The 20,753-nt window shown below is 68.7% G+C and carries 14 protein-coding genes; 12 read left to right on the top strand and 2 right to left on the bottom strand.

The genetic code is table 11. The annotated features are described in order from the left end of the window. The first annotated feature begins 33 nt into the window (after positions 1-33). The 3 genes from ACIO3P_RS09005 to ACIO3P_RS08995 all read left to right on the top strand — a co-directional run bounded on the left by ACIO3P_RS09005 (position 34) and on the right by ACIO3P_RS08995 (position 3,349). On the top strand, positions 34-303 hold the full coding sequence (locus ACIO3P_RS09005; RefSeq protein WP_329823607.1) for a hypothetical protein: 270 nt from the start codon (positions 34-36) through the stop codon (positions 301-303). Beyond that, entirely contained in the window at positions 296-925 is a 630-nt protein-coding gene (locus tag ACIO3P_RS09000) for a DUF6879 family protein (protein WP_401848371.1), read from the top strand. Before ACIO3P_RS09005 ends, ACIO3P_RS09000 begins: the two co-directional genes overlap by 8 nt. A gap of 192 nt (positions 926-1,117) precedes the next feature. Next, positions 1,118-3,349 carry an ATP-binding protein gene (locus ACIO3P_RS08995; RefSeq protein WP_401848373.1) on the top strand — a complete coding sequence of 744 codons (2,232 nt, stop codon included), beginning with the start codon at positions 1,118-1,120 and terminating at the stop codon, positions 3,347-3,349. Positions 3,350-3,429: 80 nt separating this feature from the next. On the opposite strand, the gene ACIO3P_RS08990 is transcribed toward ACIO3P_RS08995, so the two are convergent. Beyond that, positions 3,430-7,311 carry a GH92 family glycosyl hydrolase gene (locus tag ACIO3P_RS08990; RefSeq protein ID WP_401848829.1) on the bottom strand — a complete coding sequence of 1,294 codons (3,882 nt, stop codon included), beginning with the start codon at positions 7,309-7,311 and terminating at the stop codon, positions 3,430-3,432. A 423-nt stretch (positions 7,312-7,734) separates the two neighbouring features. Here ACIO3P_RS08990 and ngcE point away from each other — a divergent pair, with 423 nt between their 5' ends. The 3 genes from ngcE to ACIO3P_RS08975 all read left to right on the top strand — a co-directional run bounded on the left by ngcE (position 7,735) and on the right by ACIO3P_RS08975 (position 11,178). Next, a complete protein-coding gene (gene ngcE, locus ACIO3P_RS08985) occupies positions 7,735-9,183 on the top strand; it encodes an N-acetylglucosamine/diacetylchitobiose ABC transporter substrate-binding protein (RefSeq protein WP_401848375.1) in 1,449 nt (482 codons plus the stop codon). A 139-nt stretch (positions 9,184-9,322) separates the two neighbouring features. Continuing rightward, entirely contained in the window at positions 9,323-10,246 is a 924-nt protein-coding gene (locus tag ACIO3P_RS08980; protein WP_329823602.1) for a sugar ABC transporter permease, read from the top strand. Then, positions 10,246-11,178 (top strand): carbohydrate ABC transporter permease, encoded by a 933-nt coding sequence (locus ACIO3P_RS08975; RefSeq protein ID WP_329823601.1) that lies wholly within the window; start codon positions 10,246-10,248, stop codon positions 11,176-11,178. Before ACIO3P_RS08980 ends, ACIO3P_RS08975 begins: the two co-directional genes overlap by 1 nt. Before the next feature lie 69 nt (positions 11,179-11,247). Here ACIO3P_RS08975 and ACIO3P_RS08970 read toward each other — a convergent pair whose 3' ends face one another. Beyond that, positions 11,248-11,730, bottom strand: a complete 483-nt coding sequence (locus tag ACIO3P_RS08970; protein WP_401848377.1) for a hypothetical protein — start codon at positions 11,728-11,730, stop codon at positions 11,248-11,250. A gap of 310 nt (positions 11,731-12,040) precedes the next feature. Between ACIO3P_RS08970 and ACIO3P_RS08965 the strand changes: the two genes are divergently transcribed. The 6 genes from ACIO3P_RS08965 (at position 12,041) to ACIO3P_RS08940 (ending at position 20,746) form a co-directional block, all read left to right on the top strand. Continuing rightward, entirely contained in the window at positions 12,041-13,264 is a 1,224-nt protein-coding gene (locus tag ACIO3P_RS08965) for an ROK family protein (protein ID WP_401848379.1), read from the top strand. A gap of 133 nt (positions 13,265-13,397) precedes the next feature. Further along, positions 13,398-14,498, top strand: coding sequence for a substrate-binding domain-containing protein (locus tag ACIO3P_RS08960; RefSeq protein WP_401848830.1), 1,101 nt, complete (start codon positions 13,398-13,400; stop codon positions 14,496-14,498). Between the two features lie 324 nt (positions 14,499-14,822). Further along, complete coding sequence (locus ACIO3P_RS08955; protein WP_329823598.1) at positions 14,823-15,611, top strand: ATP-binding cassette domain-containing protein; 789 nt, start codon at positions 14,823-14,825, stop codon at positions 15,609-15,611. After that, complete coding sequence (locus ACIO3P_RS08950) at positions 15,608-16,933, top strand: sugar ABC transporter permease (RefSeq protein WP_401785369.1); 1,326 nt, start codon at positions 15,608-15,610, stop codon at positions 16,931-16,933. The genes ACIO3P_RS08955 and ACIO3P_RS08950 overlap by 4 nt, the downstream gene beginning before the upstream one ends. 232 nt (positions 16,934-17,165) lie before the next feature. Continuing rightward, on the top strand, positions 17,166-19,073 hold the full coding sequence (gene dxs / locus ACIO3P_RS08945; RefSeq protein ID WP_401848831.1) for a 1-deoxy-D-xylulose-5-phosphate synthase: 1,908 nt from the start codon (positions 17,166-17,168) through the stop codon (positions 19,071-19,073). A gap of 173 nt (positions 19,074-19,246) precedes the next feature. Next, the gene (locus ACIO3P_RS08940; RefSeq protein WP_401848381.1) at positions 19,247-20,746 is read left to right on the top strand and encodes an amino acid permease; all 1,500 of its coding nucleotides are present in this window, start codon (positions 19,247-19,249) and stop codon (positions 20,744-20,746) included. Positions 20,747-20,753 lie beyond the last annotated feature (7 nt).

Genomic DNA, 20,753 nt, shown 5'->3' with positions numbered 1-20,753 from the left:
TTGTATGCTCAACCAAACTGAGTGGAGGCAAGGATGCAGCGTGCCTGGGAGGCCGACCCGTCCGCGTTATTCTCCCGTCGGCTCGGGAAGTCGGCGAAAGAATTAGGCAATTCCGACGGCCGGGACCAGTGCCCGGACATCTGGCAGCTCGACAACGGCGATATCGCCGTGATCGGCAGGGACCTCACGGCCCATTACGCGCCGCGGCTTCCGGAGGGCGTCGCCCTCGCCGCGGACGAGCGGCTCGTCGTCATCCCCGGAAACATGCTCCGGGCTGCCAAACCGGACATCGCCGATGCTTGACCTCAGCGCCCCGGCCCTGCGCCGCGAGCAGGGTGTGCGCCTCGTACGGGAGGCATACAAGCGGGAGTTCTGGCAGCGGGACGCGGCGGTTCGTGACCGTGACTCGTGGAAGCTGGAGCGACGTCAGCACTTCGAGGAGCAGGGCAGCCCCAGTCGCGACGCGCTGTCCCGGGGCGACTGGACGGAGTCGCTGCGGCTCATGGAGGAGCGGCGCGAGCGATTCCTCGCCGACGCCCGCGAGGACGAGCTCCGCAACTCCACGTTCCACCGGGTGCGCGTGGTCGAACAGCCGCTGACCCCGTATCTCCAATGGGAGCTGCATTCCCTGCGGCAGCAGGCGGAATGCGGAATGCCGGTACGTGTGGTCGGTGTCGAGCACGTAGCCGCGTCGGAGAGCGACGGCCTCCTGCCGGAATTGGTCATTCTCGGCGGTGACGTGCTGTTTCAGGTGCTCTACACCGAATCCGGTGTTCCGGACGGCGCGATCAGCTATACCGACCCCGGTGTCATCGGGGCCTGGGAAAGCTACATCAAGGATCTCTACCGGACGGGCGAGGACGTGAGGAGCTACTTCGACCGCGAGGTGGCCCACCTTCCCCCGCCGACGACGAAGGCGGATTGAGCGATCAACGAGTCCAGCAGAAGCGAGGATTACCCCGCCAGGTCGCGGAACGACCTGTCGGGGAATTCCCGTGATGTCGTACAGGCCGGCCAGGTCACCGGCGGAATTCACTTCCACGAACGCGGTGCACCGGACGGGGACGGCTCCAGGAACCCCACTCCACGGCAACTCCCCGCCGACATCAGACAATTCGTGAACCGTACGGACGAACTCGACCAGTTGAACGCCGTGCTGGCCGACGAGGACGGCCGTCCGCTGGTCATCTCGGTCTGCGTCATCGCGGGGACCGCCGGTGCGGGAAAGACCTCGCTCGCGCTGCGCTGGGCCCACCAGGTCCAGGAGCGCTTCCCCGACGGGCAGCTTTACGTCAATCTCCGCGGCTACGACCCGGGGGAGCCGGTCACCGCACAGGAGGCGCTGCACCGGTTCCTGCCCGCTCTCGGCGTACGTCCCCGCTCGGTGCCGCAGGATCCCGACGCCGCCGCCGCGCTGTACCGCTCCCTCCTGGCCGACCGGCGGATACTGATCATCCTCGACAACGCCGCCACGGTCGCCCAGGTCCGCCCCCTGCTCCCCGGCAGCAAGGACTGTCTCGTGGTCGTGACCAGCCGCAGCAGACTCTCCGGGCTGGCCGTCCGCGACGGGGCGCGCCGGCTGACCCTGGGCACCCTGCCCCAGCCGGAGGCCGTCGCCCTGCTCCGCGCGGTCACCGCCGGGTACCGGCCGGAGGACGACGCGGACAAGCTCACCGAACTGGCCGAACTCTGCGCCCGACTGCCGCTGGCGCTGCGGATCGCCGCCGAACGCGCCGCGAGCCACCCGCACATGCGGCTGGACGACCTGATCGCCGACCTGCGGGACGAGAGCGCCCTGTGGGACGCCCTCAGCACCGGGGACGACGAGGAGGCCGAAGCGGTCCGTACGGTCTTCGCGTGGTCCTACCGCGCCCTGGCCGACCAGGCCGCCCGGCTGTTCCGGCTGCTCGGTCTCCACCCGGGACCCGAGTTCGGCCTGCACGCCGCCGCCGCGCTCGCCGCGCTGACCCCCGGCCGCAGCAGGCAACTGCTGGACTCCCTCGTCGGCGCCCATCTGCTGGAGCAGACCGGCCCCGACCGCTACCAGTTCCACGACCTCCTGCGCGCCTACGCCACCGACCAGGCGACGCAGGAGGAACCGGCCGAGGAGCGGGAGGCCGCGCTCCACCGCGTCCTGGACTGGTATCTGCACACCGCCGACGCGGCCCAGAGCTGGATCAGCCCCGCCGAACCCCACCTGGACCTCGCACCACCGGCCGCCGGGGCGCGGCCGGCGTCCTTCACGGACTACGACGCCGCCGTGGACTGGGCCGAGCGCGAGCACACCAACCTGCTCCAGGCCGTACGTACCGCCGCCTCCGCCGGACACGACGAACGCGCCTGGAAGCTCGCCGCCGTGCTGGCGAACGCGCGGTTCCCGTCCTCCCCGACCGCGGACTGGCTGGCCGTCGGGCGTATCGGCCTGGCCGCGGCGCGGCGGCTGGGCGAGCGCGCGGGGGAGGCCCAGCTCCTCACCGAACTGGGCATGAGCTACGCCCAGATCAATCACCTCACCGAGAGCCAGGAGAGCCACCGGAGCGCCCTGGTGATCTGGCGTGAGCTGGGCGACCGGCTCGGCGAGGCCCATTCGCTCAACCTGATCGGCCTGTTCCATCTCCGCAGCCGTCAACTGGCGTCGGCCGCAGACCACTTCGAGCAAGCCATCGCCGTCTTCCACGAGCAGGACTCCGCCCACTGGGCGGCCACCGCGCTCTCCAACCTCGCCAGCACCCACTACGAGGCCGGGCGGCTGCCGGAGGCCGCCGCCGTCACCCGGCAGGCGCTGGAGGCCCACCGCTCCCTGGAGAACCAGCGGGGCGAGGGCAACATCCTGCGCCTCCTGAGCCAGATCGAGTGCGAGCGGGGTGAGACGGAGCAGGCCCTCGCCTCGGCCCGTGCCGCCCTCGACATCGCCCTCGCGCTGCGCGACCACCGGCTGGAGGGCTACTGGCTGCTGCCCCTGGGCGCCGCCCAGCGCGCGAGCGGCGCGCTCGCGGACGCCCTGGAGTCGTACCAGCGCTCCGCCACACTCCAGCGCCGCCTCGGCAACCGCAGCCGCGAGGCCCAGGCGTGGTACGGCGCGGCGCTCACCTACCGCGCCCTCGACCGGGCCGAGGAGGCCGCGCGCTTCCACCTGCTGGCGGCCACGGTCCACCGGGAACTGGGCGACACCTGGGACGAGGCGCAGGCCCTGGACGGGCTCGCGGCCACGCTCCTCGGGGACGATCCGGCGGGCGCGGTGCGTCACTGGACGCGGGCGCTGGGGCTTCTCGGCGGATACGACGATCCCCGGGCGGCGGCCCTGCGCGACCGTGTCGAGGGTGAGTTGGCGGCGGCCCGGCCGGAGTGACCGTGCCGCGGTGACCGTACGGCGTGGGGCGGGTCACCCGGTCTTCACCGGGTGCCCCGCCCCTCGCCGTAGCTGAGTCGTCAGCGCAGCAGCTCCACCTCCGCCAGGGTCGCCGGCGCGTTGCTCACCAGGCGGTACTTCGCGTACGTCCCCGGCTTCGCCACCGTGAAGACGCGGGTCTGGCGGTCCCAGGTGAAGGACTGTCCCGACCGGGTGTCCAGGGTCCGCCACGTCGTACCGTCCGTGGATCCCTGCAACGACCACCCCGCCGGGGCCCGGGCCGCCGTGGCCGAGGTCAGCGTGTACTGGACGGCCTTCGTCGCCGACGCGACCGGCAGCTCCACCGACTCGACGGGCGCCTCCGTGCGCGAGGTGTTGTCGAAGAGCGGGCCCGCCCCTGTCAGGGCGTCGGTGCGCGGCGAGGGCACCTTGTCGTCCCGCGTGATCGAGACCGGCGCCGCGTCCCGGCCCGCGCCCTTGCCCTTGCCGGTGCCCCAGGACGACGGCTTCGGGCCCATGGCGAACTCCACCGTGCCGCCCCGCGCCAGGACCTCGTGCGGCAGCGCCGTCGAGTTCCAGCTCTTCCCGTTGACCTTCAGGCCCTGCACGTAGATGTTCTTCGCGCTGTTCTTCGGCGCCTTGACGACCAGCGTGCGCCCGTTGTCCATCCGTACGGTCGCCTTCGTGAAGAGCGGCGAGCCGACCGCGTACTCCCCGCTGCCCATCACCAGCGGATAGAAGCCGAGCGCCGAGAAGAGGTACCAACCCGACTGCTCGCCGTTGTCCTCGTCACCGTGGTAGCCCTGGCCTATCTCGCTGCCGGTGTAGAGCCGGCCCAGCACCTCGCGGACCTTCTCCTGTGTCTTCCACGGCTGCGCCGCCGCGTCGTACATGTACGGGACGTGGTGGGCGACCTGGTTGGAGTGGCCGTACATGCCCATCCGTACGTCGCGCGCCTCAGTCATCTCGTGGATGACCCCGCCGTACGACCCGACGAACTCCCGCCCGGCCGTCTCCGGCGTCGCGAAGTACGTGTCCAGCTTCTGGGCCAGGCCGGCGCGTCCGCCGTACAGGTTGGCCAGCCCGCGCGAGTCCTGCACGGCCGTGAACGCGTAACCCCACGCGTTCGTCTCCGTGTAGTCGTAGCCCCAGACCCTCGGGTCGAAGGTGTCGGAGGGGACCCGCCAGTCGCCCTTCAGGTTCCGGCCCTGGAAGAAGCCCGCCTTCTTGTCGAAGAGCGAGACGTAGTGCTGGGCGCGGTTGAGGAAGTACGCGGACTCCTCCTTGTACCGGGCCTTGCCCGTCTTCTTGTACAGCGCCTCGCCCATCTTCGCGATGCCGTAGTCGTTGAGGTAGCCCTCCAGCGACCAGGACAGGCCCTCGTGGGTCTCCGTGGAGGCGTAGCCGAGGAACGGCGAGGTCTCCGTGCCCTTGCGGCCCACGCCCGCGCTCGGCGGCGCCACCGTCGCGTTCTTCAGCGCCGCGTCGTACGCCGCCTCCGCGTCGAAGCCGACCCCCTTGACGTACGCGTCCGCGAAGGCCACGTCCGAACTGGTACCGGTCATCAGGTCGGCGTAACCGGGGGAGGACCAGCGGGAGATCCAGCCGCCGTCCTTGTACTGCTGGACGAAGCCGTCGACCAGCGACCCCGCCTTCTTCGGGGTGAGGAAGGAGTACGCGGGCCACGTCGTCCGGTACGTGTCCCAGAACCCGTTGTTGACGTACACCTCACCGTCGACGATCTTCGCGCCCGTCCGGGTCGGGGTGTCCGTCCCGGTCTTCGGCGAGAAGGGGCTCGCGTACTGCTGCTTCGGCCGCGCGAGCGAACCGGTGTTCTCGAAACCCGAGTTGGGGTAGAGGTAGAGCCGGTAGAGGCTGGAGTAGAGCGTGGTGAGCTGGTCGTGGTCCGCGCCCTCCACCCGCACCCGGCCCAGGATGTCGTCCCAGGCGCGCTGCGCCCGGTCCTCGACCCGCTCGAAGCGGGTGCCGGCCGGGATCTCGTCGGCGAGGTTCTTCTTCGCCTGGTCGACGCTGATCAGCGAGGTCGCCAGCCGCAGGGTGACGGTACGGTCGGCGCCGGCGTCGAAGCGCAGATAGCCGGTGACGTCCGCGCCCCCGCCGCCGGGCAGCTTGCCGCTCGCGGTGACCGGCGCGTCGAAGACGCCGTACACGAAGAGACGGGTCGCGCCGGTCGACAGCCCGCTCCGTACGTCGGAGTAGGCGGTGAAGGAGCGCGTCTCCGGATCGAGGGTCAGCCCGCCCGCGTTGGAGACGTTGTCGAGGATCATGCTCGCGTTGTCACCCGGATAGGTGGTGCGCACCATCGCCGCGTGGTCGGTCGGGACCATCTCGGTCTTCAGACCGTTCTCGAAGGTCACCCCGTAACGGTGCGGCTTCGCGCTCTCGTTCTCGTGCCGGAAGGGCAGCGCGCGCGCCGTGCGGGAGGCGTTCGGGGCGCCCTCGGCCACGGACGGCATGAGCTGGAAGGTCTGCCGGTCGCCCATCCACGGGCTCGGCTCGTGGCTCGCGGCGAACGCCTGGAGGGTGGGCAGGTTGTCGGCGTTGTTGCCGCGGCTGTACTCGTAGAGCCAGCTCGACGAACCGGCGTTGGTCACCGGCGTCCAGAAGTTGAACCCGTTCGGCACGGCCGTCGCGGGGAAGGTGTTGCCGCGCGAGAACGAGCCGCTGGAGTTGGTGCCGCGTGTGGTGGACGCGTAGTCGGAGAGGCGGGCGAGCGGTTTGTCCGCCGCCTTGGGCGCCAGGATGATGTCGTCGATCCACCCCTCGAACTCCCCGGGGCCGGTACGGGAGTCGTACGCGACCAGGATCCGGTCGACGGTCCTGCCCCGGGCGACCTGGCCGATCCGGGCGTCCACCTGGTTCCACTGGTTGACGTAGAGCCGCTTGGCGTCGCCCTGGCCCTGCGGGGTCAGCGCCCCGCCGTGGGAGTCGCGCGCGTTCAGGTCGCTCAGATAGGTGCCGTCGGTGAAGGCGAGATCCACCGACACGTTGGTGGCGGGGTAGTTCAGATCCGTCCCGGTCATCGAGGGGTGGATCCGGTACGAGAGCGCCGTGTCCCGCCGTACGGCCACATCGACGTCGAAGATCTTGTTGTACGAGTAGGCGCGCCCCTCCGCCTTGTGGGTGCCCGCGTACTTCAGCGCCCGCTTCCCGGTGAATCCCGCGCCGGACTTGGCGGTGGGGGAGCCGACGGGACCGCGGTCGACCTGGGTGCGCATGTCCTCGGGGGCGGGGGTGCTCGTACCGCCGTCGGAGAACTGGACATCGGCCAACTGGGTGGCGTCGGAGGCGCCGTTGTTCTTCCTGATGTCCAGCCGGTAGTGCCGGTACGCGCCGGCCGCGGCCGCGTCGATGTCGTAACTGACGGTCCGGAAGCGCTCGGGGAAGGTCTGGCCCTCGCGGGTGTCCAGGTCCTTCCACTCCTTGCCGTCGGTGGAGCCCTGGAGCGTCCAGTCCCGGGGGTCGCGCTCCGCGTGGTCGTTGGCCGAGGTCAGGGCGTACGTGACGACCTTGACCGGCTCGTCCAGGTCGAACTCGACCCAGGCGGTGGGCGTGAACGCCAGCCACTTCGTGGCGGAGCGCACGTCGACCAGGTTCTCCTTGGTCTCGCCGCCGCCGGTGTTCTCCCCGCTGGCGCGCAGGTCCACCACCCGGTCGGTGACGCCGCCCGGAATTCCGCCGGTGAGGCCCCCGTCGACACCGGACGACCGCTTCTCGCCGTCGGGTCCCACCTCGACGGTGTTGCGCCAGTCCGGCGGGGATTCATCCTGTTCGAACGACGACGTGAATTGTCTTTCCGCCGATGCCGTACGCGGTGGGGCGGGTTGTGCCGCGGTGGCGGACTGGGCGGTGACGACGAGCAGTGAGGCGGCCGCCACCAGGGCGGCCGAATGCCATGGTCCGGGACGGAGTCCGGGTCTGAGCTGCATACCGGGCTGCATACGAAGCTGCATACGGAGCTTTCCTCCTGCGTACCGAGCTGGACAACGTTGTCAAACCAGAGGCGCAGGGTCCAGTAGGAGGCAAGTGCACAGTGGTGTCAAGGGTGTTGGCGGGGCAGCGTGTCCGGAAGTAGACGTGGGAGAAGCACCGGTGCGGTCGAATGCGGCAGGCGACCGGCGCGGATATCCGGGAGGTCTCAACTAGGGAAAGACTGCCGGGCAAACTCCCTTTTGATCTTGCTCAGTTGACAGGAAATGGACTATACCTGTCGGCGTCCGCCCCTGATGGCCGAACATGATCGAGCACGACATTCCTGCACGACCCAGCTTCATTCGACCGCGGTGGCGGAGCCCTTCTCCTCAGGCGAGAAGGACGGGCGACCGGTACACCGCCTGAGTCCTGGAGAAGGCGAGGACTTGAGCATGGGATCCACCTCCGCTCGGAACGACAACGCGGGCCTCGGCCGTCGTGATGTGATCAAGCGGTCCGCCGCGATCGGTCTGATCACCGTCCCGACGATGAGCTTCCTCGCCTCCTGCGCGAGCAGCGACAGCGGGAGCGACAAGAAGGTCGAGAAGGGCAAGACGTCCGAGAAGAACCCGCTCGGGGTGAACGAGAGCGCGCCGCTCGACTTCGTCCTCTTCAACGGCGGGTTCGGCACGGAGTACGGCAAGGACGCGGCCAAGCGGTACGAGACGGCCTTCCCTAAGGCGAAGGTAAAGATCGCTTCGACTCAGAAGATCCAGTCCGAGCTGCAGCCGCGCTTCAACGGCGGCACTCCGCCCGACCTGATCGACAACAACGGCGCCGAGCAGATGGACATGGGCGTCCTCGCAGGGAAGAAGCAGCTCGCCGACCTGACGCCGCTCTTCGACGCCCCGTCGTACGACGACCCTTCCAAGAAGGTCCGCGACACACTGCGCCCCGGCGTCGTGGAGATGGGCCAGCTCGACGGCGACCCGGTGTGGATCATGTACTACGCGTACACGGTCTACGGCGTGTGGTACTCGCAGACCGCCCTCGACCGGCTGGACGCCGAGTACCCCGAGGACTGGGACGGGATGCTGGCCCTCTGCGCGAAGGCCAAGAAGAAGGGCATCGCCGGATGGACGTACGCCGGCAAGTACCCGTACTACATCCCCTTCTCGCTCTACCCGTTCATCGGGAAGATCGGCGGCCGTGAGGTCCTGGACGCCATCGACAACCTGGAGCCGAACTCCTGGAAGCACCCGGCGGTGAAGGCCGCCTTCGAGGCGTACTACGAGCTGTTCAAGAAGGGCTACATCCTCCAGGGAACGCCCGGTCTCGACCACACGCAGTCGCAGACGGCGTGGACCGAGGGGGAGGCGCTCTTCATCCCCAACGGCTCCTGGGTGGAGAACGAGGCGGCGAAGACCACGCCGAAGGACTTCCAGATGAAGGTGTCCGCGCCGTCCGGTCTGGACAGCTCGGACAAGCTGCCGTTCGGCACGATCTGGGCCTCCGGTGGGGAGCCGTTCATCGTGCCCGCGAACGCCAAGAACCCCGACGGCGCTATGGAACAGCTCCGCATCATGCTGAGCGAGGAGTCCTCGAAGAACTTCACCGCCAAGGTGAAGTCCCTGACCGCCTTCAACGGCGGCACCGACGGCCTCGCGCTCTCCACCGCGCTCCAGTCCGGGGTCGACGCGCTCGCCAAGGCGGGTGACAACGCGCTCAACCCGCGGCTCCAGGACTGGTACGTGGAGCTCCAGAAGCAGAAGATCGGGGTGGGCGTGCTCGGCGAGCTGATGGCCGGACGCATGACGCCGGCCGAGGCCGTCAAGAAGTGCCAGGAGTTCTCGGATGCCGCGGCCAAGGACAGCTCCATCAAGCACTACAAGCACCAGTAGACAGGTAGCAGGTACCTAGCAAGGCAGCAGCAGCGGAAGCGTCCGGAGGCCCCGGTTCAGGGGCCTCCGGGTCACGGCCCGTCGTACGGGCCCCCAGAGCGGCACGGCGCCACCCGCCGGAGATTCGGGGTCGGGAGACATGCAGCACGGCAAGTACCGTTTCATCGTGGGGTTTCTGGTATTCCCCCTCGCGCTGTACGCGCTTTTCGTCATTTGGCCATTCGTCCAGTCCATCTACTACTCGTTCACGGACTGGACGGGTCTGAGCCCCGACTTCTCGATGGTCGGCTTCGACAACTACAGCCGGATGCTCGACGACGACACCTTCTGGAGCTCGCTCCAGCACAGCCTGCTCTTCGCGCTGCTGCTGCCCGTCGTCGTCCTCGGCCTGGCACTGTTCTTCGCGTTCATGCTGAACGTCGGCGGGCGGAGCCGTAAGGGAGCGACCGTCTCGGGCGTCCGCGGCTCGTCCTTCTACAAGATCGTCTACTTCTTCCCGCAGGTGCTCTCGATCGCGATCGTCGCGCTGCTCTTCCAGTTCGCGTACAACCCGAACAGCGGCGCCATCAACTCCGCGCTCACCGCGGTCGGTCTGGACAGCGTGAAACCCGACTGGCTCGGCGATCCGAAGCTCGCGCTGTGGTGCGTGATGGCCGTCCTGGTCTGGAGCACGACGGGGTTCTTCGTCGTCCTCTTCTCCGCGGGCATGGCCTCCATCCCGAAGGACTTCTACGAGGCGGCGCTGCTGGACGGCGCGAGCCGTGTCACGACCTTCTTCCGCATCACACTGCCGCTGCTCTGGGACACCGTGCAGTCCGGCTGGGTCTACATGGGCATCCTCGCGCTCGGGGCGGAGTCCTTCGCGGTCGTCCAGATCATGACCGTGGGCCCCGGCGGGCCCGCCGATTCCACCAACGTCCTGACCCTGCTCGTCTACCAGAAGGCGTTCCGTGACGGTCAGGCGGGCTATGCGACCACGATCGGTGTCGCCCTGCTCCTCGTCACGCTGGCCTTCGCCGCCCTCGTGATGCGGCTGGGTCGACGTGAGCGGCTGGAGTACTGATGAAGACCACCGACACCCCTCCGCCGGCCGATCTGCCCCCCGCGGCGGACCCTGCGGCCAGGACCGCCGTGACCAAGACCGACACGCCTCCCGCCAAGGAGAGCGCGACCGGCGGCGTCCTCAACGTCTTCTCGCACGGCGTCCTCGTCATCTGGGCGTTCCTGGTCGTCATGCCGCTGCTCTGGGCGGTCATGACCTCCTTCAAGGACGACCGGTCCATCTTCACCAGCCCCTGGGCGCTGCCGGACCGGCTGCACTTCGAGAACTGGTCGCGCGCCTGGACCCAGGCGCACATGAGCGACTACTTCCTCAACACCATCCTGGTGGTGGCCGGTTCGCTGGTCGGCACGCTGCTCTTCGGCTCGATGGCGGCGTACGTCCTGGCCCGCTTCGAGTTCCCGGGGAACCGCTTCATCTACTACCTGTTCATCGGCGGGATGAGCTTCCCGATCATCCTGGCGCTGGTCCCGTTGTTCTACGTCATGAACAATCTGGGCCTGCTCAACTCCATCCACGGTCTGATCCTGGTCTACATCGCCTACTCGCTGCCGTTCACGGTCTTCTTCCTGACCTCGTTCTTCAGAACGCTGCCCACCTCGGTCGCGGAAGCCGCGATCATCGACGGCGCCTCGCACACCCGGACGTTCTTCCAGGTGATGCTGCCGATGGCCAAGCCCGGGCTGATCAGCGTCGGCATCTTCAACTTCCTCGGGCAGTGGAACCAGTACCTGCTGCCCACCGTGCTCAACACCGACCCGGAGCGCAAGGTCCTCTCCCAGGGGCTGGTGCAGCTCGCGGTCAGCCAGGGGTACAAGGGTGACTGGTCGGGGCTCTTCGCCGGTCTGGTGATGGCGATGCTGCCGGTGCTCGCCGCGTACATCATCTTCCAGCGCCAGGTCGTCGCCGGGCTGACGGCGGGAGCGCTCAAGTAGGGATTCACAGGTCAAGTGAGGAGGGGCGCCACATATGTGGCGCCCCTCCTTATGTAGCTGGTCAGACCCTCATCCGCAGTTCGCGAATGCTGTTCGCCCGTTGACGCCTCCGGCGATCCTCCCGCGGAAGTTTACGCACTGCCCTGTGGTGTACTCCTTGACGGCAGCGTAATGACCGAATGTTCCGGAATCAGTCCGATAGGCGATGGCGCCGCTTCTGCTCTGGATGCCGAGTCGTGCTTCCATCGATATGGGAATCCCGTGGCCCGCTGTTTGAAGTGTGACCACGCAATTCTGTCCGGTTTTGCCATTCCAGACGAGGTGCACGAGGCCCAGCTCCGCGCCAGCTTGGTTAGAGATGATGTTGCCGCCAGTGTTGAGGATTACGTAATCCTCCCGGGCCCATCCGCAGCCTTCGGATATCGCAGTGTAGCTGGTGTGTGCTGCGGCTGGTGTCGTGGTGACCGCGGTGATTCCGCCGGCCAGGAGTGCCGTTGACGCACCGAGCGTCAAAAAGCGGCGCACGAATCGCTTAGTGGATGAAGCCGACAAAGTGACTCTCCTTTGTGTTTTCTTATGACAAGAAGTGACCCTATAGCAATTCGGGTGTCATGGCAGGTGAATTAATTGATGCTGCTTCCCTGAGCCGCGCGTCCGTTGACCAGGTGGGGTGCGAGCGCACGATGGGCCCTGTCGTCAGCGGCTCACTCATCCCAGCCGTAGTTGCTCAAGGTCTTGACGGGAGCGGGCCCGAAAGCTGTGCTTAGGGTTCACAAGTTGGAGATACGTCGGGGTCTCATTGGCGCGGCCCCGGCCGGCGGCGGTCGTCGTGCCGTCCGCCAAGGGCAGGAGTGGATGAGTCGTGGAGACTCCAGGGTCGCAGTCGTCTCTGCACCGGGCCAACCTCGAACGGGTCGTACGCGCGGTGCGCTTGGCCGGTTCGCTCACCCAGGCGGAGATCGCACGGAGCACGGGACTGTCGGCGGCCACGGTCTCCAATATCGTCCGTGAGCTCAAGGACGGCGGAACGGTCCAGGTCACCCCCACGTCGGCCGGTGGCCGCCGGGCCCGCAGCGTCTCCCTGAGCGGGGACGCGGGCGTCGTCGTAGGGGTGGACTTCGGCCATACGCATCTGCGTGTGGCGGTCGGCAACCTCGCCCACCAGGTGCTCGCCGAGGAGTCGGAACCCCTCGACGTGGACGCCTCGTCCGCGCACGGCTTCGGCCGCGCCGAGGAGCTGGTCGAGCGGCTGATCGTGACCACCGGTGTCAGCCGTCAGAAGGTGATCGGTGTGGGGCTCGGGGTACCGGGCCCGATCGACGTCGAATCGGGCACGCTCGGCTCCACCTCGATCCTGCCGGGCTGGACCGGCATCAACCCCGGCGACGAGCTGGCCGGGCGCCTCGGCGTACCGGTGTACGTCGACAACGACGCCAACCTCGGCGCCCTCGGCGAGCTGGTCTGGGGGAGCGGGCGCGGGGTCAGCGACCTGGCGTACATCAAGGTCGGCAGCGGCGTCGGCGCCGGTCTGGTCATCGAGGGCCAGATCTACCGCGGCCCCGGCGGCACGGCGGGCGAGATCGGGCACATCACGCTGGACGAGTCGGGCCCCGTCTGCCGCTGCGGCAACCGCGGCTGCCTGGAGACCTTCGCCGCGACCCGCTACGTACTGCCCCTGCTCCAGTCCAGCCACGGCGTCGACCTGACCATGGAGCGCGTCGTCCAGCTCGCCCGCGAGGGCGACCCCGGCTGCCGCCGGGTGATCGCGGACGTCGGCCGCCATGTCGGCAGCGGCGTCGCCAACCTCTGCAACCTCCTCAACCCCAGCCGTGTGGTGCTCGGCGGGGACCTCGCGGAGGCCGGTGAACTGGTGCTCGGGCCGATACGGGAGTCCGTCTCGCGGTACGCCATCCCGAGCGCCGCGCGGCAGCTCTCGGTGCTCCCCGGGGCGCTCGGGGGCCGGGCCGAGGTGCTGGGGGCGCTGGCGCTCGTACTGAGCGAGATGGGCGATTCGACCCTGCTGGAGAGCGCTCTTCCGGCCGCCACGCCCGCCACCTCATCCGTGTCGGCCCCCGCCTTCACTTAGATAACGGATGGCACCGTTGTCATCTCGTTAAGGATTTACTCCTTGACGTCGACATCGGACGAGAGTTGACTTCCAGCCACCTCGGCCGCAACGACGCGGCCTCGTCAGGGAGGTTTTTGAAGTGAACGCAAAGATGCGTCGCGCCGCCGTGGCCACCGTCGCGACCGCGATGGCCGTCTCCCTCGCCGCCTGCGGCAGCGCGAAGGAGTCCGGCGACAAAGCCGAAGCGTCCACGTCGGACAAGAAGGGCCCGATCACCATCGGGCTGCTCCTGCCGGAGAACCAGACAGCTCGGTACGAGAAGTTCGACAAGCCGCTGATCGAGAAGAAGGTCAGCGAGCTGACCGACGGCACCGGCAAGGTCGTCTACGCCAACGCCAAGCAGGACGCGACGACGCAGAGCCAGCAGGTCGAGACCATGATCACCAACAAGGTGAGCGTGCTCGTCGTGGACGCCGTCGACTCGAAGGCCATCGCCAGCTCGGTCAAGAAGGCCAAGGAGGCCGGCATACCGGTCGTGGCCTACGACCGGCTCGCCGAGGGGCCGATCGACGCGTACACCTCCTTCGACAACGAAGAGGTCGGCAAGGTCCAGGGCCAGGCGCTCCTGGACGAGCTGGGGGACAAGGCCAAGTCCGGCGACATCGTCATGATGAACGGCGCCGTCACCGACCCGAACGCCGCCCTGTTCAAGAAGGGCGCGCTCTCCGTCCTCGACGGCAAGGTGACCATCGGCAAGTCGTACGACACCAAGGAGTGGAAGCCGGAGAACGCCAACGCCAACATGGAGGGCGCCATCTCCGCGCTGGGCAAGGACAAGATCATCGGCGTCTACTCCGCCAACGACAGCATGGCGGGCGGCATCATCACCGCCCTCAAGGGCGCCGGCTTCTCCAAGCTCCCGCCGGTCACCGGACAGGACGCCGAACTCGCCGGTGTGCAGCGCATCGTCACCGGTGAGCAGTTCATGAGCGTCTACAAGTCCTACCCGCAGGAGGCCGAGGTCGCGGCCGAGATGGCCGTCGCGCTCGCCAAGGGCGAGAAGCTCGACTCCATCGCCAAGACCACCGTGGACAGCCCCACCACCAAGGGCGTCCCGACGGTGCTCGTCCCGGTCGTGTCGCTGACCAAGGACAACATCAACGACACCGTGATCAAGGAAGGCATCTACACGGCCGCCGAGATCTGCACCGGCAAGTACAAGGCCGGCTGCGACGCCATCGGCGTCAAGTAGGCCGACCGGGCCCGCACCAGGCCGACCGGCGTCAAGCACGCCGACCGGCCCGAAGCAGGCCGACCGGCCCGCAGCGGGTCGACCGGCCCGCACCAGGCCCGGTCCGTACACCTGTCCGGCACCCCGCCCGTCAACGCCCCGCAGCAAGGGCGGGGCGCCGGACGGACCCGCGACGGCCGTCGTCCCCGGCCGCCGTCGCGGGGCGTTCCACCCGCCGTGCCCCGCGCCCCGTGTTCCCCGCGCGGCAGGCTCCCCCCGTTCTCTGTGCTCGACCTCCGCGCCTCACCCCGGCGCGGCATCCCCGCCGGTCAGGCGGCGAAGGAGATGGTTCATGTGACCGCTACGCCCGTGCTGGCGTTGCGAGGGGTCTCCAAGCGGTTCGGTGCCGTCCAGGCGCTCACCGACGTAGAGCTTGAGGTCCACTCCGGTGAGGTGGTCGCCCTCGTGGGCGACAACGGTGCCGGGAAATCCACGCTGGTGAAGACCATCGCCGGCGTCCACCCCATCGACGACGGCGTCATCGAGTGGGAGGGCAGGCCCGTCTCGATCGGCCGGCCGCACGACGCCCAGAACCTGGGCATCGCGACCGTCTACCAGGACCTCGCCCTCTGCGACAACATCGATGTCGTCGGAAACCTCTATCTCGGCCGTGAGCTGCGCAGTTGGGGCGTCCTCGACGAGGTCGAGATGGAACGCCGCTCGCGCGAGCTGCTGACAACGCTGTCGATCCGTATCCCCAGCGTCCGTATCCCGATCGCCTCGCTCTCCGGCGGGCAGCGCCAGACCGTGGCCATCGCCCGCTCGATGCTCGGCGAGCCCAAGCTCGTCATCCTCGACGAGCCGACCGCCGCCCTCGGCGTCGAACAGACCGCCCAGGTCCTCGACCTCGTCGAGCGGCTCAGGGAGCGCGGCCTCGCCGTCCTCCTCATCAGTCACAACATGGCGGACGTCAAGGCCGTCGCCGACCGGGTCGCCGTACTCAGGCTCGGCAGCAACAACGGTGTCTTCGATGTCGCGAGCACCTCGCAGGAGGAGATCATCGCCGCCATCACCGGCGCCACGGAGAACGCCGTGACCCGCCGCGCTTCGCGCAACGTGGAGGTTCAGAAGTGAGTACGGACAAGACCTCCCCGTCGCTCGCCAAGAGCACCGACGCGCAGGTTCCCGCCCAGGCCCCCGCCCCGGTCGACGCCCCGCCCGCCGCGGACGGCGCGGTCACCGCGGTCGACCCCCGGCTCCTCGTACGCGAACAGGGCTTCGCCGGCTACCTGACCGAGTTCAAGCGGAAGATACGCGCCGGCGACCTCGGCTCCATACCGGTCGTCATCGGCCTCGTCGTCATCTGGGCCATCTTCCAGAGCCTCAACTCGAACTTCCTCACCGCGGGCAACCTCTCCGACATCTCCGTCGCCATGGTCGGCACCGGAATGATCTCCGTCGGGATCGTCTTCGTCCTGCTGCTCGGCGAGATCGACCTCTCGGTCGGCTCGGTCAGCGGGGTGTCCGGCGCCATCGTCGCCGTGCTGAGCGTCACCCACGGCATGAACGAGTGGCTGGCCCTGCTCGTCGCCATCCTCAGCGGTACGGTCATCGGCGCGATCCACGGCTTCTTCTTCGCCCGCGTCGGCGCCCCCGCGTTCGCCGTCACCCTGGCCGGGCTGCTCTTCTGGTCCGGCTTCATGCTCCAGATCCTCGGCAGCAACGGCACGATCAACCTCGACGCCGACGGCGTGGTCGCCCAGCTCACCAGCTACTACTTCACCGATGTCGCCGCGGCCTACGGCCTCGCCGTCGTCGCGGTCGCCGCGTACTTCCTCACGGCGTTCCTCGACAACCGCCGGCGCGAGGCGGCCGGGGTGCCGTCCCGCCCGCTCAGCGAGATCCTGCTGCGCACCGGACTGCTCGCCGTCCTCTCCTTCGGCGTGGCGATCCTCTACAACCAGTACAAGGGGCTGCCCCTGGCGGTGGTGATCTTCCTCCTGGTGCTCGTCGTCACCGACTTCGTGCTGCGCCGTACCTCCTACGGCCGGAAGGTCTTCGCCCTCGGCGGCAGCGTCGAGGCGTCCCGCCGCGCGGGCATCAACGTCACCCTGATCCGGATCTCGGTCTTCTCGATCGCCGGTACGTTCGCGGCGGTCGGCGGCCTCTTCATCGCCTCCAAGATCGCCTCGGCCAACCAGGGCGCGGGCAGCGGTGACCTGCTGATGAACGCGATCGCGGCGGCCGTCATCGGCGGCACCAGCCTCTTCGGCGGCCGGGGCCGCACCTGGAACGCGCTGCTCGGTGTGCTGGTGATCGTCTCCATCCAGTACGGTCTGGCCCTCCAGGGCATCGCCTCGGCGATCCAGTTCATGATCACCGGCGCGGTGCTGCTGGCGACCGTCGTCATCGACGCGGTCACCCGCAAGACCCAGAAGACCGCGGGCCGCGCCTGACCCGGCGGAACGCGCGCACGACGCCGCCCGGCCCCCGGTCGACCTCCGGGGGCCGGGCGGCGTCGTGCCGGCGTGTCAAGGGCGCGTCGGTGTGACGTTCGGATTTGACATGTATACGTCCAAACGAGTGATGTGCAACGCACCGCCCCCCACCCGCCCGTCCGAGTGGAACATTAGACTCGGCGGATCGGCAGGCTTGACGGCTCATACACGCAAGGAGGCACGGGTGGCGATGTTGACCCGCATCAGGGGACCGCGCGATCTGGACCGGCTCGGCCCGGAGCAGCTCCAGGAGCTGGCCGGCGAGATCCGGTCCTTTCTCGTGGACGCGGTCTCCAAGACCGGCGGCCACCTCGGCCCGAACCTCGGGGTCGTCGAGCTGACCATCGCCCTGCACCGTGTGTACGACTCCCCGAACGACAAGGTCCTCTTCGACACGGGCCACCAGTCGTACGTGCACAAGCTGCTCACCGGGCGTCAGGACTTCTCGAAGCTGCGGAGCAAGGACGGCCTCTCCGGCTACCCCTCCCGCGCCGAGTCCGACCACGACATCATCGAGAACTCGCACGCCTCCACCGTCCTGGGCTGGGCCGACGGCCTTGCCAAGGCCAACGAGGTCCTGCGCAAGGACGACCATGTCGTCGCGGTGATCGGTGACGGAGCTCTCACCGGCGGCATGGCCTGGGAGGCGCTGAACAACATCGCCGCCGCCAAGGACCGCCCCCTCGTCATCGTCGTCAACGACAACGAGCGGTCGTACGCGCCGACCATCGGCGGCCTCGCCAACCATCTCGCGACCCTGCGCACCACCGACGGTTACGAGCGCTTCCTGGCCCGCGGCAAGGACCTTCTGGAGCGCACCCCGGTCGTCGGCCGCCCCCTCTACGACACGCTGCACGGCGCCAAGAAGGGCCTCAAGGACTTCATCGCCCCGCAGGGCATGTTCGAGGACCTCGGCCTGAAGTACGTCGGCCCCATCGACGGCCACGACATCGAGGCCCTGGAGTCCGCGCTGCTGCGCGCCAAGCGCTTCGGCGGCCCCGTCATCGTGCACTGCATCACGGAGAAGGGCCGCGGCTACGAGCCGGCCGAGCAGGACGAGGCCGACCACTTCCACGGCATCGGCCCCATCCACCCCGACACCGGGCTGCCCATCGCCGCCGGCGGTATGGACTGGACGTCGGTCTTCGGCGAGGAGATGGTCAAGCTCGGCCACGAGCGCGAGGACATCGTCGCGATCACCGCGGCCATGCTCCAGCCCGTCGGCCTGGCGAAGTTCGCGAAGGCGTTCCCCGACCGCGTCTACGACGTCGGCATCGCCGAGCAGCACGGCGCCGTCTCCGCCGCCGGCCTCGCCACCGGCGGGGTGCACCCGGTGTTCGCGCTCTACGCGACCTTCCTCAACCGCGCCTTCGACCAGGTCCTGATGGATGTCGCCCTGCACCGCTGCGGAGTGACGTTCGTCCTGGACCGCGCCGGGGTCACCGGCACCGACGGCGCCTCGCACAACGGCATGTGGGACATGTCGATGCTCCAGTGCGTGCCGGGTCTGCGCATCGCCGCGCCGCGCGACGCCGACCAGGTGCGCGCCCAGCTCCGCGAGGCCGTCGAGATCGAGGACGCCCCGACCGTGGTCCGCTACTCCAAGGGCGCCGTCGGCCCGGCCGTCGCCTCCCTCGGCCGGATCGGCGGCATGGACGTACTGCGCAGGCCCGAGGAGGGCACGGCCGACGTGCTCCTCGTCTCCGTCGGCGCGCTCGCCCCGATGTGCCTGGAGATCGCCACGCTGCTCGACAAGCAGGGCATCACGACGACGGTCGTCGACCCGCGCTGGGTCAAACCGGTGGACGAGACGCTCGCCCCGCTCGCCGAGCAGCACCGCGTGGTCGTCACCGTCGAGGACAACGGCCGGGTCGGCGGCGTCGGCTCGGCCGTCGCGCAGGCGCTGCGGGACGCCGGGGTCGACGTACCGCTGCGGGACTTCGGCATTCCGCCGCGCTTCCTCGACCACGCCTCCCGCAAGGAGGTCATGGCCGAGATCGGGCTGACCGCGCCGGACATCGCCCGCCAGGTGACCGGTCTGGTCGCCAAGCTCGACGGCCGGCTGGCCGACGCGTCCGCCGAGGTCGCCCGCGACTGACCCTCCTCCGACATCCGGATCTCACCGCGCCGGATGGCGCGGATGGGCCGTTCCGACCACCCTTCCAGGGAGGTCGGAACGGCCCATCCGTGTGAATTACGCCGATACCGGGTATATCGGGGCCCGCAACCTCTCGATTATTGCCGGATGAACGCGCACACGGAGGTACGCCGGTGAGTACGCAGCAGGAGCCAGGACCGGCCCGAAGCGGTCTTTTCCGTACAAAGGACGTAGAGCAGTCGATCCGTGACACCGAAGAGCCCGAGTACGCGCTCAAGAAGACCCTCTCCGCGCTCGACCTGACGGTCTTCGGTGTCGGAGTCATCATCGGTACCGGCATCTTCGTGCTGACCGGCGTCGTCGCCAAACAGACCGCGGGACCCGCCACCGCGCTCGGCTTCGTCGTCGCGGGCATCGTCTGCGGCCTGGCCGCGCTCTGCTACGCCGAGTTCGCCTCGACCGTGCCGGTCGCCGGATCCGCCTACACCTTCTCGTACGCCTCCCTCGGCGAACTGCCCGCCTGGATCATCGGCTGGGACCTCGTCCTGGAGCTCGCGCTCGGCTGCGCCGTGGTCGCCGTCGGCTGGTCCGGGTACGTACGCTCCCTGCTCGGCAACGCCGGGGCCAGCCTGCCTGACTTCCTGTCCGGCACCCAGAACGGGAAGTTCGGCTTCGACCTCCTGGCCTTCCTGCTCGTCCTCGTCCTGACCGCGATCCTCGTCGCCGGGGTGAAACTCTCCTCCCGGATCACCGGCATCATCGTCGCCGTCAAGGTCACCGTCGTGCTGCTCGTGATCATCGTCGGCGCCTTCTTCATCACCGGCTCCAACTACAAGCCGTTCATCCCGCCCGCCGAGGAGAGCCAGGGCGGCGGCGGGCTGGCCGCGCCGATCATCCAGCTCATGGCCGGGTACACCCCCACCAACTTCGGCGTCATGGGGATCTTCACCGCCGCGGCCGTCGTCTTCTTCGCCTTCATCGGCTTCGACATCGTCGCGACCGCCGCCGAGGAGACCCGCAACCCGCAGCGCGACGTACCGCGCGGCATCCTGGGCTCGCTCTTCATCTGCACCGTGCTCTACGTCGCCGTGTCGCTCGTCGTCACCGGCATGCAGCACTACACCGAACTGTCCGTGGAAGCCCCCCTCGCCGACGCCTTCAAGGCGGTCGGCCACCCCTTCTGGGCGGGCCTGATCAGCTTCGGCGCGGCCGTCGGGCTCACCTCGGTCTGCATGATCCTGCTGCTCGGCCAGACCCGCGTCTTCTTCGCGATGAGCCGTGACGGACTGCTGCCGAGGACCTTCTCCCACGTCCACCCGAAGTTCGGCACGCCCTACCGCTCCACGATCCTCCTCGGTGTGATCGTCGCGGTCGTCGCGGGCTTCACCTCCATCGAGGAGCTGGCCGAACTCGTCAACATCGGCACCCTGTTCGCCTTCATCGTGGTCGCGCTCGGCGTCATCATCCTGCGCCGAAAGCGCCCGGACCTGCCGCGCTCCTTCCGCACGCCACTCGTGCCCTGGGTGCCGATCGCGTCCGTACTGGCCTCCCTGTGGCTGATGCTCAACCTCCCCGCCGAGACCTGGCTGCGCTTCGGCATCTGGATGGTCGTCGGCTGCGTCGTGTACTTCGTGTACGGACGGGCGCACAGCCGCATCAACACGCCCCGCTGACACCGGC

It is taken from the genome of Streptomyces sp. NPDC087310 (assembly GCF_044744405.1).
Classification (GTDB): Bacteria; Actinomycetota; Actinomycetes; order Streptomycetales; family Streptomycetaceae; genus Streptomyces.
Note: the sequence above shows the minus strand (reverse complement) of the source record. Positions and strands in the feature narration are given on the sequence as shown.

What these genes read in the sequence shown, in the direction of transcription:
- ACIO3P_RS08990 (WP_401848829.1), bottom strand. Translation starts at nt 7,311, where the DNA reads ATGCAGCCCGGTATGCAGCTCAGACCCGGACTCCGTCCCGGACCATGG.
- ACIO3P_RS08980 (WP_329823602.1), top strand. Translation starts at nt 9,323, where the DNA reads ATGCAGCACGGCAAGTACCGTTTCATCGTGGGGTTTCTGGTATTCCCC.
- ACIO3P_RS09005 (WP_329823607.1), top strand. Translation starts at nt 34, where the DNA reads ATGCAGCGTGCCTGGGAGGCCGACCCGTCCGCGTTATTCTCCCGTCGG.
- dxs (WP_401848831.1), top strand. Translation starts at nt 17,166, where the DNA reads ATGTTGACCCGCATCAGGGGACCGCGCGATCTGGACCGGCTCGGCCCG.
- ACIO3P_RS08955 (WP_329823598.1), top strand. Translation starts at nt 14,823, where the DNA reads ATGGTTCATGTGACCGCTACGCCCGTGCTGGCGTTGCGAGGGGTCTCC.
- ngcE (WP_401848375.1), top strand. Translation starts at nt 7,735, where the DNA reads ATGGGATCCACCTCCGCTCGGAACGACAACGCGGGCCTCGGCCGTCGT.
- ACIO3P_RS08975 (WP_329823601.1), top strand. Translation starts at nt 10,246, where the DNA reads ATGAAGACCACCGACACCCCTCCGCCGGCCGATCTGCCCCCCGCGGCG.
- ACIO3P_RS09000 (WP_401848371.1), top strand. Translation starts at nt 296, where the DNA reads ATGCTTGACCTCAGCGCCCCGGCCCTGCGCCGCGAGCAGGGTGTGCGC.
- ACIO3P_RS08960 (WP_401848830.1), top strand. Translation starts at nt 13,398, where the DNA reads ATGCGTCGCGCCGCCGTGGCCACCGTCGCGACCGCGATGGCCGTCTCC.